Genomic DNA, 16,589 nt, shown 5'->3' with positions numbered 1-16,589 from the left:
CCCTCTGTATTCCTAAGGATAATAAAAATGCCAATAACCATCATTGTGCTGGGTGTGATACTGCTGCTGGTGTTGATGATTGTATTTAAGGTCAATGGCTTCATTGCCTTGGTATTTGTCTCGGCGGTGGTCGGTATTGCCGAAGGCATGACGCCACTGAATGTTATGGCCTCGATCCAGAAAGGTATCGGCTCGACGCTGGGCGGATTAGCCATGATCCTCGGCTTCGGCGCCATGCTCGGGCGGCTGGTTTCCGATACCGGTGCCGCACAACGTGTTGCTACCACGCTGATCGCCGCTTTTGGTAAAGAGCGGCTGCAATGGGCGCTGGTGGTGACCGGACTGATCGTCGGCCTGGCGATGTTCTATGAAGTTGGCTTCGTACTGTTGCTGCCGCTGGTGTTCACTATTGTGGCGGCTGCCGGTTTGCCGCTGCTGTACGTCGGCGTGCCGATGGTCGCCGCGCTCTCGGTCACTCACTGCTTCCTGCCGCCGCATCCTGGCCCAACGGCGATTGCCACTATCTTTGGCGCCAATCTCGGTACCACGTTGCTCTACGGCATGATCATCACCATTCCAACGGTGATTATTGCCGGACCGGTTTTCTCGAAGTTCCTTAAAAGCTTTGAGAAGTCACCGCCGGAAGGGCTCTACAACCCAAAAATCTTCACGGAAGAGGAGATGCCTGGCTTCGGCATCAGTATTTTTGCCGCAGTGATTCCGGTGGTGCTGATGGCGATTGCCGCCGTCTTCGAGTTGACCACGCCGAAAGAGAACGCGCTGCGTCAGTTCTTCGAATTCATCGGTAATCCGGCAGTGGCGCTGTTTATCGCAGTGGTGATAGCGGTGCTGACGTTGGGGCTGCGCAATGGCCGTAAGATGGAAGAAGTGATGGATATGTGCGGCGAGTCGATTGCCGCCATCGCCATGATCATCTTTATCATCGCGGGCGGCGGTGCATTTAAACAGGTGCTGGTGGATAGCGGCGTAGGTAACTACATCGCCGATATGATGAAGGGATCGTCACTGTCACCGCTGCTGATGTGCTGGACGGTTGCGGCAATGCTGCGCGTGGCGCTGGGTTCAGCCACGGTGGCGGCGATCACCACCGCCGGTATTGTGACGCCAATTATCGCGGCCACGCATGCCGATCCGGCCTTGATGGTACTGGCGGTGGGTTCCGGCAGCGTGATCGCTTCACACGTGAACGATCCCGGCTTCTGGCTATTTAAGGGCTACTTCAACCTGAGCGTGGTGGAAACCCTGAAAACCTGGACGGTGATGGAAACGTTAATCTCGATTCTCGGTTTAGCCGGCGTGTTGGCGCTCAATGCCATAATTCACTGATCGATAAAGCTTCACAAGGACGTGAAGCTCTTAACCGCGCGTGCGGATCCACGAGAAACGTGACTGATAGCCGCTGTCAAAATGGGTGTTGTAGCGATAGCTGGAACCCGCTTCCGCCATGCAGTAGGTACAGACGTTCAGCACTTCAATATGTTCCGCCACCACTCCCCGCTGTAACAACAAGCCTCGCGCCAGGTTAGGCAGATCAAACCAGATTCCATCCTGCTGGGCCCGCGCCTGCGGACGGATCGCTTGTGCGTTGTGCGGCTGCTGGGTGGAGTAGGGTAACGGCGGAAGATCGTGACGATCCTGCATATGTGTCACCAGATCGTTACCCAGTTCATAGCAGCACGGCCCGATCGCTGGACCGATTACCACACGCAGCGTTTCACGGCTGGCGCCGCGCTCCAGCAGACGATCAATCGCGTTGTTCAATACGCCACCGAGCGTGCCTTTTAATCCGGCGTGCACCGCCGCAACCTGCTGTTGTTGCGGATCGGCAAATAACACCGGCAGACAGTCGGCGGTATACACCGCGACCGGCAGATGATCTTCGCCAATCAAGCCATCCGATTCGCAACGTTTAGGCGGGATGTTTTGGCTTGCCAGCAACACATTGGCGCTGTGACGCTGTTGACCATAAGCCGCCTCTGCCGGAACGGGCTGGCCAGCCGGCTGAAAGGCGTATTCCAGCCAGGAAAAGTCATCCAATAGTCTTGATCGTGGACCGCTGTGGGGGTGCTGTACCATAAGTGTCTCCTCTCACCAAACCGCTGTTTTCTGCTGCTCACAGCTTACGTTAGCTGCTACATTTTTAAAGCTTTACAAAAACTGACCCTAATCACTTAAGGATGAAATGATGAAGAAAACCACCTTGCTGGCGGCATCCGGCTTAATGGCGCTGGCATTAACCGGTTGTGCGCAGCCTTCTAAACAGCAGGCTCAGCAGCAGCTCGGCCAGCAATCGGTGCTGGCAGTAAATTGGTTCCAGCAATCCGGCGAATATCAGGCATTGAGTTGGCAGGCATTTAACAGCGCGCGCATGGCCTTCGATCAGGCGCCATCGCTGGCGGGTAAACCGAAAGCGGTTATCGTCGATTTAGATGAAACGATGATTGATAACAGCGCCTACAGCGCGTGGCAGGCGAAAAACGGCCAGCCCTTCTCGGGTAAAACCTGGTCAGCGTGGACGCAGGCGCGTCAGGCAACGGCCGTTCCGGGCGCAGTGGAGTTTGCCAACTACGTCAACAGCCACGGCGGCACTATGTTCTATATCTCCAACCGCGACCAAAAAGATTTTGCCGCAACGGTTGAGAACCTGAATAAGCTGGGCTTCAGCGGCGTGAGCGAGAAGACGGTGCGCTTGAGTACCGGTAATTCTAACAAGCAAGAGCGCTTCGACGCGGTTAAGAATGCCGGTTACAACGTGGTGCTGTATGTGGGCGACAACCTGAATGACTTTGGCGGTTCAACCTGGCATCAGGGAAATGCGCAGCGTCAGCAGTTCGTTAGCCTTAATCATCAGCGTTTTGGCACCCAATTTATCGTGTTACCGAACCCGCTGTATGGCGACTGGGAAAGTGGCATGGCGGAAAACTACAACAAACTCACGCCTGAGCAGCAACTGCAGGTGCGTGAAGCGCGTATGAAAGCGTGGAACGGTAAATAATTCGTCAGGTAAAATAGCGTCTGCTTAGGCAGGCGCATTCATGTCCTTTTCAGGTCCATCAATATTTACATAACTCCGTAACTATTATTCCCCTCACTGTTTTCCTGATCTCTTACTAAATTCATGGCAACTGAATAGCGAAATATCTCGTCTTATTTGCTGAATGGCAGTGAATCGCACTAATCATAAATTTTTTAATTAGGAATTCTCCCAGCTCATAAGGATTAAATTATAGCGTCGCTAAAATGGCATATAATTTTTGCGTGTATTGTTTTGTAATTGCACCGAAAATATCACATTTAAAATCGCTCTTATTTAATTGTTAATAATGCTTTTTATCGATCCTGCTCATCATTCCGCTCCTTGCATAAACTTACCTGATTCATACGTTTATTGAAGTTTTGTTTACAAAAAGATTCGTTTTGTCGACGTCAGAAATATTCATGATGCAAGGTAATGCTTAAGCGTCTATAAACTATTTTTGTGAGGAAGTTCTGCTTTCATCCTCAATGGTTCTCCATAGCCGCGTTTAATGACGTCGCTATCTGCCTGAAAGCGATCTTTTTAAATGTTGAGAGAAGATTATTGTGATGACCCTGAAACCCTTATTAGTGATAAATCGTACTCTGGCTTTGCGGCGCCGCGCGCGGTTAATTCAGCCATCTGCAGAGGAATCAATGCCATGAATTTAAGCACGCTTCGTCAGGATATTCCGGCTGGTTTGGTGGTGTTTCTGGTCGCGCTGCCGCTCTGTCTTGGCATCGCGCAGGCGAGTGGATTACCGCCCTTTGCGGGTCTGCTCACCGGCGTGATTGGTGGGTTGCTGGTGACTGCGCTGAGCCCCTCGCGTTTTGCGGTTAGTGGTCCGGCGGCGGGATTGGTAACGATTGTGGTCGCGTCGATCGCCACGCTAGGCAGCTTTTCCGCCTTTCTCACCGCGCTGATTCTGGCGGGTGCGTTGCAGTGCCTGTTTGGCTTACTGCGTGCAGGACGTTTTATCGCCTTAGTGCCGAGCAGCGTGATTAAAGGCATGCTGGCGGCGATTGGTATTTTACTGATTATGCAGCAAATTCCGGTAGCATTCGGCGCGGCGGGCGATGTTGAGCTGTTGTCGCTGGTAAACGGGGAATTTCAATTTTCCAGCAGCGCGATGCTGGTTGCTGGCGTGGGATTGGCTATTTTATGGCTGTGGACCACGCCGCTGATCAAGTCAGTTAAAGTGCTGAGCTGGATGCCCGGTCCGCTGGTAGCGGTGCTGGTGGGCTGTGCGGCGACGGTGTTTGGCGATCGCCTGTTTCCAGCGTTAGCTGATGGCTTGCCGCGTATCGCGCTGCCCGCGTTCGACAGCATGTCGGCGCTGGTGGCTGAACTGGAAACGCCAGACTGGCAAGCGTGGCAGAATCCTGCAGTGTGGATGGTGGCGATCACGCTGGCGCTGGTCGCGAGCCTTGAAACGCTGCTCAGCCAGGAAGCGCTGAAGAAACTGCGTCCGCAACATCCTGCACCTTCACCTAACAAAGAGATGTTTGCGCAGGGTATTGGTAACCTGACCGCCGGTTTCCTTGGCGCGATGCCGATTACTGCAGTGATTGTGCGCAGTTCGGTGAACGTCAGCGTTGGCGCGCAAACCAAACTGTCGATTCTGATTCATGGTGTGCTGCTGTTAATCTGCGGCCTGTGGTTCAGTAATCTGCTTAACGCGATTCCCCTTGCCAGCCTTGCGGCGGTGCTGCTTTATACCGGCTATAAGCTGGCCACGCCGCGCCTGTTCATTGAGCAGATGCGCATGGGACCGCAGCAATATGTGCCATTCCTTGCCACTATCGGCGGCATTATTGTGTTTGGCATGCTGGCCGGCATCGGAATTGGCATCGCTACGCAAATCCTCTACAGCATCTATAAAAGCCATCGCAACGCCTTGCAGCTTACGCGACATGACGATCACTACGTTTTACGCCTGCAGCAAAATCTGACCTTTATGCACAATCCAAAGCTGCAGGGATTGCTGGCGGAGATCCCGGAAAACAGCGTGGTGATTGCTGAGCACGGCAATGCCCAATATATGGATCCCGACGTTAAAGCGGTGCTAAAAGACTTTGGTGAAAACGCACGCCAACGTGGCATTCGTCTAAGTCAATGGCCTGTTGCGGTGAAATAGCCATAAGTCTGTGCTGGAACAACCGTTTTAATACTAAAAAATCGGATATCTCGGATAGCCGATTTTTTTATTTACAGGGCATAATTGCCACAAGTTTTATCCTTTGTCTCTGGCGTTTCCACAATGCCATTTGGCGCGACGCTGCTTTTTATGGCAGGTGAGCGCCGCCCAGCCGCAGAGTAGGATGACGAACACTTGCTTAATTACCGAATCATCGCACGGGTATTTCCGGTTTAATGCTTGCAGATGCTTAGGGTTGATGCCGGCACTTTCCAGGTTACAAGGTTCAGACGTATGCGCGTTATGCTGTTTGAAGAGAATAATTTTAAAAAGAATGCCCTCACGCTGTTCTTCATTACGCTGTTTTTCTGCTTTATCGGCAGCCATTTACGCATCCCCGAAGAGTTCTCACTATTCTGGCCGGTGAATGCGCTGGTGGCGGGATTAATAGTGCGGAATCCGTTTTTGCACACTACCTCCAGCTATCTGGTGTGCTTCAGTGCGATGATTTTTAACGACACGGTATTTTCCGGCTGGGCGCTGCCAGCGTTTACCGTCAATTTTGCCAACATTCTGTTTATTCTCGTCGCGGTCAGCATGCTGATCAAACATCTGCAACGTCCTTCCGCCCACAGCCAGGTGTTCAATGCCATGCGCATTTTTCCCGCCTGTTTTCTTGGCGCGGCGGCTTGTGCAACCTGGGGCGCGTGGGCACAGGATATTGATTTCAATGCGCGCTTTATTGTGGCGTGGAGCGACTGGTTCAGCGAACAGTTCTCTACTTCGCTGATGCTGCTGCCGGTGATGCTGGCACGCCCGCTGCGAACGGTTTCACCGCGCACCTTAATGCATCCCGGCAAATTGCTGCCGCTGGCGGCGGTGATTCTATCGCTGACTGTTGGGGCACTAATTGGCGGGGCCGGTAGCCTGACATTCCCGGTTCCTGCGCTGATCTGGTGCGCCATTGTGTTACCGATTCCATTGACTAGCTTAGTGATCCTGATAACCGGTATCACGGAGATTGTGCTGGTGTCGCATGGTGTGATGAACATCCAGGGAGACGATGCACTGCTACCGATTAGCCATCTCACCTCGGCACGGCTTGGCGTCGCCACCGTTGCGCTCAGCCCGCTGCTGGTGGCGGTGAGCATGGATGCGATCCGCCAGTTAAATCATCGCCTTGCACTCCGCGCTAATTTTGATTTTCTCACCCAGTTGCTGTCCCGTTCCGGTCTGTATGAAAGCTTAAGAAATGAACCTTTCTCGCTACAACGGGAAGCAGGCGTTATTATGCTTGATGTCGACTATTTCAAAGCCATTAACGACAATTTTGGCCACGATGCCGGTGATTGCGTGCTGGAAGAGATTGCGCGGCGCATTCAGCGCGTGGTTGGCAATCGTGGCATGGTGTGTCGCTTTGGTGGCGAAGAGTTTGTGATGGTGATGTTCGATTGTAGCCATAGCCAGCTTTACCAACTCGCCGAAACGGTACGTCAGGCGATGGTCAAAGAGAAGTTCTGGATTCAGGGCAACACGGTGACGGTAACTGCCAGTTTAGGTCTGGCGCGCGGCAGTGCGCAGAATGAACGTGAATGGCCAAGCGTGATCAATCGCTTAGTGTCAGCGGCGGATAAGAATCTTTATCTTTCCAAACGCAATGGTCGTAATCAAACCTCACCGGCGATGGAGCCGCGCAGCATGATGAATGACGTGGCCTGAGCCACGTCATGGCGATTCAAACGCTACTTTTCAGTTGGCTGGTTTGCTGGTGACGCTGCTGAGCCAGCTCAATCAGACGGGAAATCAGATCGCTGTAGCTCAAACCCGCTGCCTGCCATAACTTCGGATACATGCTGATATTGGTAAAACCTGGCAAAGTATTCACTTCATTGACAATGATCTCGCCGCTTTCCGTCAGAAACACGTCAACACGCGCCATGCCAAAACACTCCAGCGCCTGAAACGCAGTAATTGCCACCTGACGAATCGCCTCGCTGGCTTCATCGCTGATTGCCGCTGGCACCACCACTTGCGCACCGCTTTCGCTGATGTATTTGGTGTCGTATGAGTAGAAGGCATCATGCACCACCACTTCGCCGCACGGGCTGGCTTCTGGCGCATCGTTGCCCAGCACGGCACATTCAATCTCGCGGCCCTTAATCCCTTGCTCGATCAAGACTTTGCGATCAAACGTAAAGGCGAGATCCAGCGCGGCAACGAACGCTTCAGGGCTGTCGACTTTGCTCACGCCAACGGACGATCCCTGGTTAGCCGGTTTGATAAACAGCGGCAGGCCAAAGCGTGCAATCACGGCCTCAGCATCAATGTTCGCGCGCTGTGCCTGCGTCACGCTCAGCCAGGGTGCAACGTTCAGTCCGGCATCACGCAGCAGCCGCTTGGTAAAATCTTTGTCCATGCTGACGGCAGACCCGAGCACGTCAGAGCCGACAAACGGCAGATTCGCCATACGCAATAAGCCCTGAAGCGAGCCATCTTCACCCAGCGTGCCGTGCACGATGGGGAAAATGACATCCAGCTGTGACAAAGGCTGCGCTTGCTGACGGGTAATCAGCTGCTGGGAAGAACTGCCCGGAACCAGCGCGACATTTTCACCTGAACGATTAAGCGCAATCAGCTTCGGGTTCTCAGCGTTGAGCAAGTATCCCGAAGCATCATTGAGATGCCATTCACCCTGTTTATCGATTCCCAGCAACACCACCTCGTACTTGCTCTTATCGATGGCTTCGAGGATGTTTTTGGCTGATTGTAATGACACTTCATGCTCGGCCGATTTGCCGCCAAACACGATCCCTACGCGCTGTTTTACCATTGCTATTTGTCCGATTGCGATAAAGCGAGCCAGTAAGATAACACGCCCAGGACGAGCATCAACAGCCTTGCATTTTTCTGCGCCAGGCAGTGCAAAAAGCCCGCCTCCGTGCCTGCAATCACGAGTTTAAACAATTATTCCTAACCGTTTGAGACAAGTCTTGGACTGCTCAAAACCTGCCTTCTGTCAGAATTTTCCCAATTCAAACAGGTGCAACGGTGGGCAATGTGCTCACCGTTTTTTTGTCAGGTTTACAGGAGTCGGGAAATGGTCGACCAGAAGCAGGATGCTGTGGAGCAGGATGCGCGTTCTGTTGCTCGTATTGAAACCACGGTAGATGACACGCTGTTAAAAAGCGTGGCTTGGATCTGCAAACACTACAAACGCGAGAAAAGTGAAGAAGCGCTGGTGGCAGGTTTGCCAAAAGCGACATTGCTCTCACCATCACAGGCCATGACAGCGCTCGAAAACGCCGGCATTACCGGCGGCATGGTTGAGCGTCGTCTGCAGGATCTGCCGGAGCAGTTGATGCCGATGATTCTGCTGCGCAAAGGGGGCGGCGGTTGCATTGTGCTGTCGCGCCGCATTCACATTAATGAGGAAAATCAACGCGAATTGCGCTTCCAACTGGTGATGCCAGAAGTCAGCGCTTCAGCCGTTGAGATGAATCTGGCCGAGCTGAATGAGATCTACGCGGGCTTCGCCGTCATGGCGAAACCCACTGCTGTGGTCGATGAGCGCGCCAGTGAAATGCTGCCGGAAGTAAAAGGCCATTGGCTGTTCACCACTCTGTGGCGCTATCGCCGCTATTACCGCAGTGCCGCGATTGCGGCGGTATTGATCAACGTTCTCGGTCTTTCCAGCATCTTCTTCACCATGAACGTCTATGACCGTGTGGTGCCGAACCAGGCATTCGTGACACTGTGGTCACTGGCGATTGGCGTGACCATTGCGATGATCTTCGAAGCCGTTACCCGCTTCGTACGCGCGCATCTGCTGGATATGGCGGGTAAAAAGGCCGATTTAGTGCTCGGCAGTATGCTGTTCCGTCAGGCACTTTCTATCCAGATGGAACACAAACCCGCTTCCTCCGGTACCTTCGCCAACCAGATTCGTGAGTATGAATCGGTACGTGACTTCGTGGCATCTGCCACGCTGGCGGCGATTTCCGATCTTCCTTTCATTCTGATGTTTGTGGGTGTGATCTTCTTTATCAGCGGTCCGCTGGCGATCATTCCACTGATGATGATCCCATTGATCATCATCGTCAGTGCCGCGATCCAGTGGCCGCTGGCGCGCATTATGAAAGAGAACTTGCGTGACGCCTCACTCAAACAAGGCGTGCTGATTGAATCAGTTGAAGGTATGGAAACGCTGAAAGCAGTGGGCGGTGAAGCACACATGCAGCGTCGCTGGGAAAATTTCAGTGCACTGCAATCCGCTAACTCGATGAAATCAAAACGCTACTCAACGCTGGCAACCGGCGTGGTGACGTTCCTGCAGCAGTTTCAGACGGTGATGTTGGTGGTGGCCGGTGTTTATCTGATCAATGAAGGCACGTTCACCATGGGTGCGATGATCGCCACCGTGATGCTTGCCAGCCGCGCTACTGGCCCGCTCGGTCAGGTTATTGGCCTGGCTGTACGTTATCAGCAGGCAAAAGCGGCGCTAACGTCACTCAACAAGCTGATGGAGATGCCTATTGATCGTGACAGCAGCAAAACCTATCTCACCGATCCGCCGTTGAGTGGTGAGATCACGCTGACCAACGTCAACTTCTCCTATCCGGCACCGCCAATGAAGCCGAACCCGGAAATCCTCAAAGATATCTCGTTGAGCATTAAAGCCGGGGAACGCGTCGCGATTCTTGGCCGCATCGGTAGCGGTAAATCCACCTTATTACGTGTAATGGCACGACTTTACCAACCGGTGAAAGGTCAGCTTTCGGCCGATGGTCTGGATGTTAATCAGATTGATCCGGCGGACTGGCGCAAGGCTGTTGGCTTTGTCGGTCAGGATGCGCGTCTGTTCTACGGCACGCTGCGCGAAAACGTAATGATTGGGCGCCCGGACGCCACCGCCAATGAGCTGCTGCGCGTGCTAAATCTGACCGGTTTGGACCACGTTGCGGCACGCCATCCAAGTGGTATCAATTTAACGGTTGGCGAGGGCGGCGAAGGCTTGTCTGGCGGTCAGCGTCAGCTGGTTTCTCTGGCGCGAACGCTGCTCACCCGTCCTAAAGTGCTGCTGATGGATGAGCCAACCAGCGCCATGGATAGCATGACGGAAAACCAATTCCTCGCGCATTTACGTCGCGCCAGTGAAGGACACACGCTGATTGTGGTGACGCATCGTCCATCCATTCTGGCATTGGTCGATCGCATCATCGTGGTGGAAGAAGGCAAAGTGGTGGCGGATGGCCCGAAAGATCAGGTGCTTGCCGCTTTAGAAGGAAAAAATAAAGCCCGCAAACAGCCGCGTCAGGCGGTTGAACCGGCGGTACGTGCGCCAGCTCCCGCTAACGATTCAGCGCCGACGCAAGCAGCAGCAGAGGAGGCCGCAGTATGAGCAAGTTAATGTCATGGCGTAAGAGCGAGAAAGGTATGTCCGCTGCTGATGCCGAATTTATGAATGACGTGCAGGCTTCTCTGCTGTCGCAGACCACGCCGGGTTCCAAGCTAGTGATGTGGATCATCATTGCGGTGTTAGTTGGTGGCCTTACCTGGGCCAATTACGCACGAGTGGAAGAGATCACTAAAGGCGATGGCAAGGTCATCTCACGCAGCCGTGAGCAGGTTATTCAAAGCCTGGAAGGCGGCATTCTGGCAGAGATGAATGTGCGTGAAGGTACGGTTGTAGATCGCGGTGATGTGCTACTGAAAATTGACCCAACGCGTGCGCAATCCAGCTATCGCGAAGTACTGAGTAAAGTGGTGGGTCTGAAGGGCAGCATTGCACGCTTACGTGCTGAAGCTTATTCATTGCCACTGGCGTTTGATGAGCAGGTACAGAGCGATCCCGCCGTTGTGGCGCAGGAAACTAAAGCTTATGAATCGCGCAAACGTGCGCTAAGTGACAGCATCAACTCATTGCAACGCAGTTACGCACTTTCGATGCGCGAGATACATCTGGCTGAGCCGTTAGCGGCCAAAGGTCTCTTGTCGGAAGTCGAACTTCTGCGTATGCAGCGTCAGGCCAATGACATTCAGGCGCAAATCGTCGAACGTCGTAACCGCTATCAATCAGATGCCCACACCGAGCTGGGACGCCTGGAATTAGAACTGAGCCAGGTTAGCGAAAACCTGATTGGCCGTGCCGATATTGTTGATCGCACCACGATCGTCGCACCGGTGCGCGGCACGGTGAAAAACGTACGCGTTAACACCATTGGCGGGGTTATTCAGCCGGGTGAGCATATTCTCGAAATCGTTCCACTGGAAGAGCAGTTGCTGGTGGAGGGAAAAATCCGTCCGTCGGATGTCGCCTTCCTGCGTCCAGGCTTACCGGCCAAGGTGAAAATCACCGCCTATGACTTTGCCATTTACGGCGGGCTTGATGGGCACGTGGAGTATATCAGTCCGGATACCTTAAAAGACGATCAGAAAGCCGCCAGTGGACGCCCGGATGATACCTACTATCGCGTACTGATCCTGACGGATAAAAGCACGCTGCACGCAGGTAACAAAGATCTGCCGATCATTCCCGGCATGATCGCTACCGTCGAGGTGCGCACGGGTGAGAAAACCATTCTCGATTACCTGCTGAAGCCGGTCCTGAAAGCTAAAGAAGCATTCCGCGAGCGTTAATAATCATGAAAAATAATAACAAGATGCGCCATGCACAAGCGCGTCATTTCTCTCTGCTTGCCGTTTGTATTGCCGTTGTGATGGCGCCAGCGGTCAACGTGATGGCGGATTCCACCAGTGAGTTGATGATGTTTGCGGAAATGAGCGGCCAGCGTCCTGTCGCTCCTGCGGCAGCGCCGGTGCGAACGCAACGTTTGCAAGGTTCAATGGCGCCTGCATCTGCTCTAACGACACCTGCGGCAAAGGTTGCGCAACCAACGTTCACTTCGCCTGCGCCGCTGTTTGTTGAAAGACAGATACCGGAGGTCGCGATTACTCCACGAGTTCAGCCGCCAGTTGCGCCAATCGTACCGGCCCCAATAGCAAAAGCGCCGCACCAGCGCGAAGCTGCCGAACGTCCTGCTCAGATCAGTGCGAAAACCAGCCAGCATGCTGAAATTCAGGGCGGAGGTTTCCTGACGGAGGATCAGCGTCGCCCTGAACCACAGCCGTTTAACCCGATGCAACCGTCGCGAAATGTGGGTCAGCAGCAGGCGGCAGCAACGAAAACCTATGCTCCAGCTGAAAGCGCTAAGGCAGATTTTAGTTATGTTAGCCCTCCAGCAGCGACTACAGCGGCAGAAACGACTTCACCCGTTACGTTAAGCGGCGGAGTTAATGAAACAGTTGCCGAGAGTGAAATACGGCAAAAGTTTCTCTCAGCTGCGCGTATCACCTGGCGAATCAGCCCGGCGCTGAAGTCCTATATTGCTCAGGGTGATGCGGCTGAAGCCAGCGTGGATGAAGCGAAAGGTCAGCGCTGGCCACAAGTTGATGTAAGCGCCGCTTCGGCAACCAAAGAGTTTGGTGGTGGAACTAAAAATTATGAATACCAAGGGAATATGCCGTCTTTAGGTGTTTCAGTAGCGACTAATCTAATCGACTTTGGCCAAACCAGTCGCACCATTGAAAGTCGCGAAGAGCGCGTTAAGTCAGCCTTACAGTCGGTGCAGGCACAGCGAGAAGATTTGGCGATGCAGGTAAGTAACGCCTTGATTGAGTGGAATAAACAGCAGCACGTCATCGCCATCAGTAAGCAGTATTTGGGGCGTATGGCGGAGCTGACCAAAATGCTCAGCGGTATTGTTCAGTCAGATACTGGACGTCGCAGTGAACTGACGCAGGCAAAAGGGCGCTTACTGCAAGCGCAAAGCTACCTGGAAAATGCCGAGTCTCGCGCGCGGGATGTTGAAATCACTCTGAATCGCCTGATGGGCAACAACCGCGTGACGTTACCAGCCAGCGATAAGTGGGCGCTTTCCTTTGGTGATTTAAACCGCCAACTGACGAGTTTGGATGTCCATCCTCTGATCTTGCGCGCCAGCGCTGAGGAGCGAGCAGCCTTTAAAGAGGCGGAGGCAATCAAAGCTTCTGGCCTGCCAAAGCTCAACTGGACGGTAAGCAAAAACACCCGTGAAGATCAGCTCGGACGCCAACAGGCATGGCAAACCGGCCTGAACGTTAGCTGGGGCTTATTCCGCGGCGGTTCAACCAACGCCCAGGAAATTGCGGCGATTAAACGTGCCGAAGCGAGTCGTCAGCAGGTGCAGGAGCAACGCCGCGATCTGGAAAATCGTGTGCGTGCTGCCAACCAGAATGCCCACTCAACAGCGGAACGCGCCGTGCTTTACAAAAACCTGATTGTGGAATCCGATCGGATTCGTAAGGACTTCTTTGATCAGTGGTATCACTTAGGCCGCCGTTCATTGCTGGATGTATTGAGCGCAGAAAGCGATCTCTACAACAACCAGGTTAGTGAAGTCAGCAACCGTTTCGATAGCTATGCCGCCATTATCAGCGGATATGCTAACTCGGGCACGCTAAGTCGTTGGCTAACGACGGGGCGATAACAATTCCATACACCCGCTTCGGCGGGTTTTTTGTTTTAACTTAACGTAAACGAACGGGCTATTTGAGTTGGCAACGCTGCGTAAGTCATTTTAGAATCGCGGCGGATTTTTACCCAAGAGGAGAACGGCATTGGACACAAGTCCCAAACGATTACAGCAGGACCTCGCGGTAAGATAGCCTTCACGCTGTCTTAACTGCGCGTTAAGACGGTGAATTTCCTTCCAGAATCACCCCTTTTCATAAGCACAATGCGGCTGGTTCCCAGCGGTATTCGCACTGTCTGTAATCCATTTATTAATCTTTTGTTCCGCAAACAGAAAGCTGCGGATTGAGGTCTATCATGGATTGGAAAATCTTTTTACTGCGCGTCACCGTCGCGCTGGTTTTGGGTGCGCTGATCGGCAGTGAGCGCCAACTACGTCAACGCATGACTGGATTACGCACCAATGCGCTGGTGAGCACTGGCGCTTGTCTCTTCGTTCTGATGACACAAAGCGTGCCCGGCATCGCTACGGATGCGTCACGCGTTGCGGCTTATGTGGTTTCCGGTATCGGTTTCCTCGGCGGCGGAGTCATTATGCGCGATGGCTTGAACATCCGCGGATTGAATACCGCCGCCACCTTGTGGTGCACCGCCGCCATTGGCGTGCTGTGCAGTATGGGATTGCTGCTGGAGGCGGCCCTCGGCTGCATGGTGATCCTGTGCGCGAATATACTGCTGCGTGAACTGGCCTTGGGTATCAACCGCCAAACCATCGTCTCAGCAGCCGAAGCGATGCAACACTACAAAGTACAAATCATCTGCCTCGCGCAGGATGAGGTTCAGGTTCGCAGCCTAATGCTGCACACGCTGGGCGGCAGCGGATTGCGCCTGCAATCACTGCATAGTGAGGATTTGGATCCGCCGCATCGCATGGAGGTGAATGCTGAGGTGATTGGCAATCCCACTTTAACCGATCAGCTGGAAAGCCTGGTGAGCCGCATTAGTCTGGAGAAGGGCGTAAGTTCGGTGCGTTGGCAGGTGAATGAGTTGGAGCGTGATTGATATTTAGAATCGCTTTAGAAAACGTATCGCCATTTGATCGCCACTGTGAATGACAAACAAAAAAGCCACCTTGAAAAAGATGGGTTAACAGTATGATTTACATTACTAAAATTAGTGGCGCTGCTGGATTTGAACCAGCGACCAAGCGGTAACAAGTTAAAATTTATAGCGAGTGGAATCAGTAATTTACTGAATTTAATGTTTTCTTTGAGCCGAATAGTGATGAAAAGTGGCACATAGCGTTGCGCTCTGCTGCCATTTCTACACAAAAATTTCTCTAGCTAGAATTCCCATCCAGTCAGAGTTGTCTAACTTCCTGTAGAGGGGGGTTAGACGCTCTTTAACATGCAAAATGAGTTCGTTTTCACTCATTTCAGAAGCTTTTGAATAAAAGATAGGTATTACTTCGTCAAACAGTTCCCAATAAAAATTGGATAGAATATTCGCTGATCTGGCGAAAGCTCTTGGCGGAAAATCTAAGAAATAATGAGTAAATAATGCAAGCTTGCCCTCAACATCTTCACCGGATTTAGAAGCAATCAAATATCCTATTTGCATCCGTAGCCATACTAATGCGCTGTAATGAGGATGTGGATTTTGTATGTTCATCTCTCGCTGGTAAATTTTTAGATATTGCTCTACTTCATTACGATCAGGTATCGGCTCTAAATTCAGAGATGCCAGAATAAGGAGAGTATCAGACTCTTCGCCTGTTAAGACTTTTCTTTCAGCCCATTCTGTTATCGCTTTGTAATACCTATCCAAGCCAATTACATGAAATGTATTACTGAAAACCCTAACGCATAGGAGTTCTTCGAGTTCTAAATCATCACACTGAATTTCCTTCTCCATCACGATTCCATTTTGCTGAGAGGGTTAAGTAAAATAGCTTCAGACAAGTGATCTGGCGCAAAATGCGCATATCTCATTGTTACCTTAATATCTGTATGCCCCAGTATCCGCTGAAGTACGAGAATATTGCCGCCGTTCGTCATGAAATGAGACGCGAACGTGTGGCGCAAAACGTGCAAAAACTGCCCAGCAGGTGTTTCGATACCGGCACGTTGCATGGCCTTCCTAAAGGCTAAGTAACAAGGTTTAAAGAGCACCTGTGCTTTCCTGCAGGCTGGCAGATCAGCTTGTAATTTTTTAGTTATCGGCACCTCGCGGTTTTTCTTGCCTTTAGTTTTCACATAGATGAACTGACCGGCGCGGATTTGGTTGCCCTTTAAGCCTTCGGCTTCACTCCAACGTGCGCCAGTTGCCAGGCAGATCTTCATAATAGTAGTTAAATCTTTAGAACGGCTGTTCCCACATTCAGCGAGGAGTGTTTTAATTTCCTCAATGGTGAGAAACGCCATCTCCGATTCACTGATTTTAAACTCGCGCACGTTTTCAAGCGAGTTCGGAGCGGTTCATTAATCTAACCGGCGTAGCTCGTTAAACATTGCCCTAAAATATGCCAGCTCTAAATTAACAGTGCGCGGCGTAACCGTCTTCACTCGGCTGGAGCGGGTGATCTTCTTGCTTATCCGCTTTATCTCCCAGCCAAGGCTTATGTTGAGCCTAATCTTTTACGAAATCAGGCAAAGCGTCGCGGCTACACGTCAGGAGACTATCGCGCCAGTGGTTTGGATTGGTTCAGAGCAAATCAACGTGGCGCAGTTGATGCTTGACAGTGTTGCGCTTATGCAGTGAATGGCAAGTCATACGCACCCGTCTACCGGGCAGCCAACCAACAGAGTCGCCATCGGGAAAAGTGCCATACATGTCACTGCACTCGCCGCGAAATATTCTCAAGTTATCGGTAAATTATCCACTTCACCAGACCTGCTAACACAGCG

General features: G+C 52.4%; 12 protein-coding genes and 1 pseudogene. 8 read left to right on the top strand and 5 right to left on the bottom strand.

Going from position 1 to position 16,589, the window contains the following annotated elements:
- The first annotated feature begins 27 nt into the window (after window positions 1-27).
- On the top strand, window positions 28-1,347 hold the full coding sequence (locus AAF463_RS16845) for a gluconate:H+ symporter (protein ID WP_008103467.1): 1,320 nt from the start codon (window positions 28-30) through the stop codon (window positions 1,345-1,347).
- A gap of 30 nt (window positions 1,348-1,377) precedes the next feature.
- On the opposite strand, the gene AAF463_RS16840 is transcribed toward AAF463_RS16845, so the two are convergent.
- On the bottom strand, window positions 1,378-2,097 hold the full coding sequence (locus AAF463_RS16840) for a polyphenol oxidase family protein (protein ID WP_101762924.1): 720 nt from the start codon (window positions 2,095-2,097) through the stop codon (window positions 1,378-1,380).
- A gap of 109 nt (window positions 2,098-2,206) precedes the next feature.
- Between AAF463_RS16840 and AAF463_RS16835 the strand changes: the two genes are divergently transcribed.
- Window positions 2,207-3,016, top strand: coding sequence for a 5'-nucleotidase, lipoprotein e(P4) family (locus tag AAF463_RS16835; protein ID WP_101762925.1), 810 nt, complete (start codon window positions 2,207-2,209; stop codon window positions 3,014-3,016).
- Between the two features lie 682 nt (window positions 3,017-3,698).
- On the top strand, window positions 3,699-5,174 hold the full coding sequence (locus AAF463_RS16830; protein WP_350261164.1) for a SulP family inorganic anion transporter: 1,476 nt from the start codon (window positions 3,699-3,701) through the stop codon (window positions 5,172-5,174).
- A gap of 96 nt (window positions 5,175-5,270) precedes the next feature.
- Here AAF463_RS16830 and AAF463_RS16825 read toward each other — a convergent pair whose 3' ends face one another.
- A complete protein-coding gene (locus AAF463_RS16825; protein WP_350262021.1) occupies window positions 5,271-5,561 on the bottom strand; it encodes a hypothetical protein in 291 nt (96 codons plus the stop codon).
- On the opposite strand from AAF463_RS16825, the gene AAF463_RS16820 reads away from it, so the two are divergent.
- Complete coding sequence (locus AAF463_RS16820) at window positions 5,469-6,893, top strand: GGDEF domain-containing protein (RefSeq protein WP_110867375.1); 1,425 nt, start codon at window positions 5,469-5,471, stop codon at window positions 6,891-6,893. The two genes, AAF463_RS16825 and AAF463_RS16820, sit on opposite strands and share 93 nt — an antisense overlap.
- A 16-nt stretch (window positions 6,894-6,909) precedes the next feature.
- On the opposite strand, the gene ddlA is transcribed toward AAF463_RS16820, so the two are convergent.
- Window positions 6,910-8,004, bottom strand: coding sequence for a D-alanine--D-alanine ligase (ddlA, locus tag AAF463_RS16815; protein ID WP_350261163.1), 1,095 nt, complete (start codon window positions 8,002-8,004; stop codon window positions 6,910-6,912).
- Window positions 8,005-8,271: 267 nt separating this feature from the next.
- Between ddlA and AAF463_RS16810 the strand changes: the two genes are divergently transcribed.
- From AAF463_RS16810 to AAF463_RS16795, 4 genes are all read left to right on the top strand, one after another.
- Complete coding sequence (locus AAF463_RS16810) at window positions 8,272-10,572, top strand: type I secretion system permease/ATPase (RefSeq protein ID WP_350261162.1); 2,301 nt, start codon at window positions 8,272-8,274, stop codon at window positions 10,570-10,572.
- Window positions 10,569-11,810 (top strand): HlyD family type I secretion periplasmic adaptor subunit, encoded by a 1,242-nt coding sequence (locus AAF463_RS16805; RefSeq protein WP_137386563.1) that lies wholly within the window; start codon window positions 10,569-10,571, stop codon window positions 11,808-11,810. Before AAF463_RS16810 ends, AAF463_RS16805 begins: the two co-directional genes overlap by 4 nt.
- Window positions 11,811-11,815: 5 nt before the next feature.
- Window positions 11,816-13,699 carry a TolC family protein gene (locus AAF463_RS16800; protein WP_350261161.1) on the top strand — a complete coding sequence of 628 codons (1,884 nt, stop codon included), beginning with the start codon at window positions 11,816-11,818 and terminating at the stop codon, window positions 13,697-13,699.
- A 341-nt stretch (window positions 13,700-14,040) separates the two neighbouring features.
- Entirely contained in the window at window positions 14,041-14,745 is a 705-nt protein-coding gene (locus tag AAF463_RS16795) for an MgtC/SapB family protein (protein WP_110867369.1), read from the top strand.
- A 261-nt stretch (window positions 14,746-15,006) separates the two neighbouring features.
- Here AAF463_RS16795 and AAF463_RS16790 read toward each other — a convergent pair whose 3' ends face one another.
- Together AAF463_RS16790 and AAF463_RS16785 are read right to left on the bottom strand one after the other, a co-directional pair.
- Entirely contained in the window at window positions 15,007-15,597 is a 591-nt protein-coding gene (locus AAF463_RS16790; RefSeq protein ID WP_350261160.1) for a hypothetical protein, read from the bottom strand.
- A pseudogene (locus AAF463_RS16785) lies at window positions 15,597-16,283 on the bottom strand (tyrosine-type recombinase/integrase); the annotation flags it as partial. The pseudogene AAF463_RS16785 and the gene AAF463_RS16790, both read right to left, overlap by 1 nt.
- Between the last annotated feature and the right edge of the window lie 306 nt (window positions 16,284-16,589).

Source organism: Pantoea sp. BJ2 (assembly GCF_040255075.1).
GTDB lineage: Bacteria > Pseudomonadota > Gammaproteobacteria > Enterobacterales > Enterobacteriaceae > Pantoea > Pantoea leporis.
This window is presented reverse-complemented; position numbering and strand designations above follow the sequence as displayed.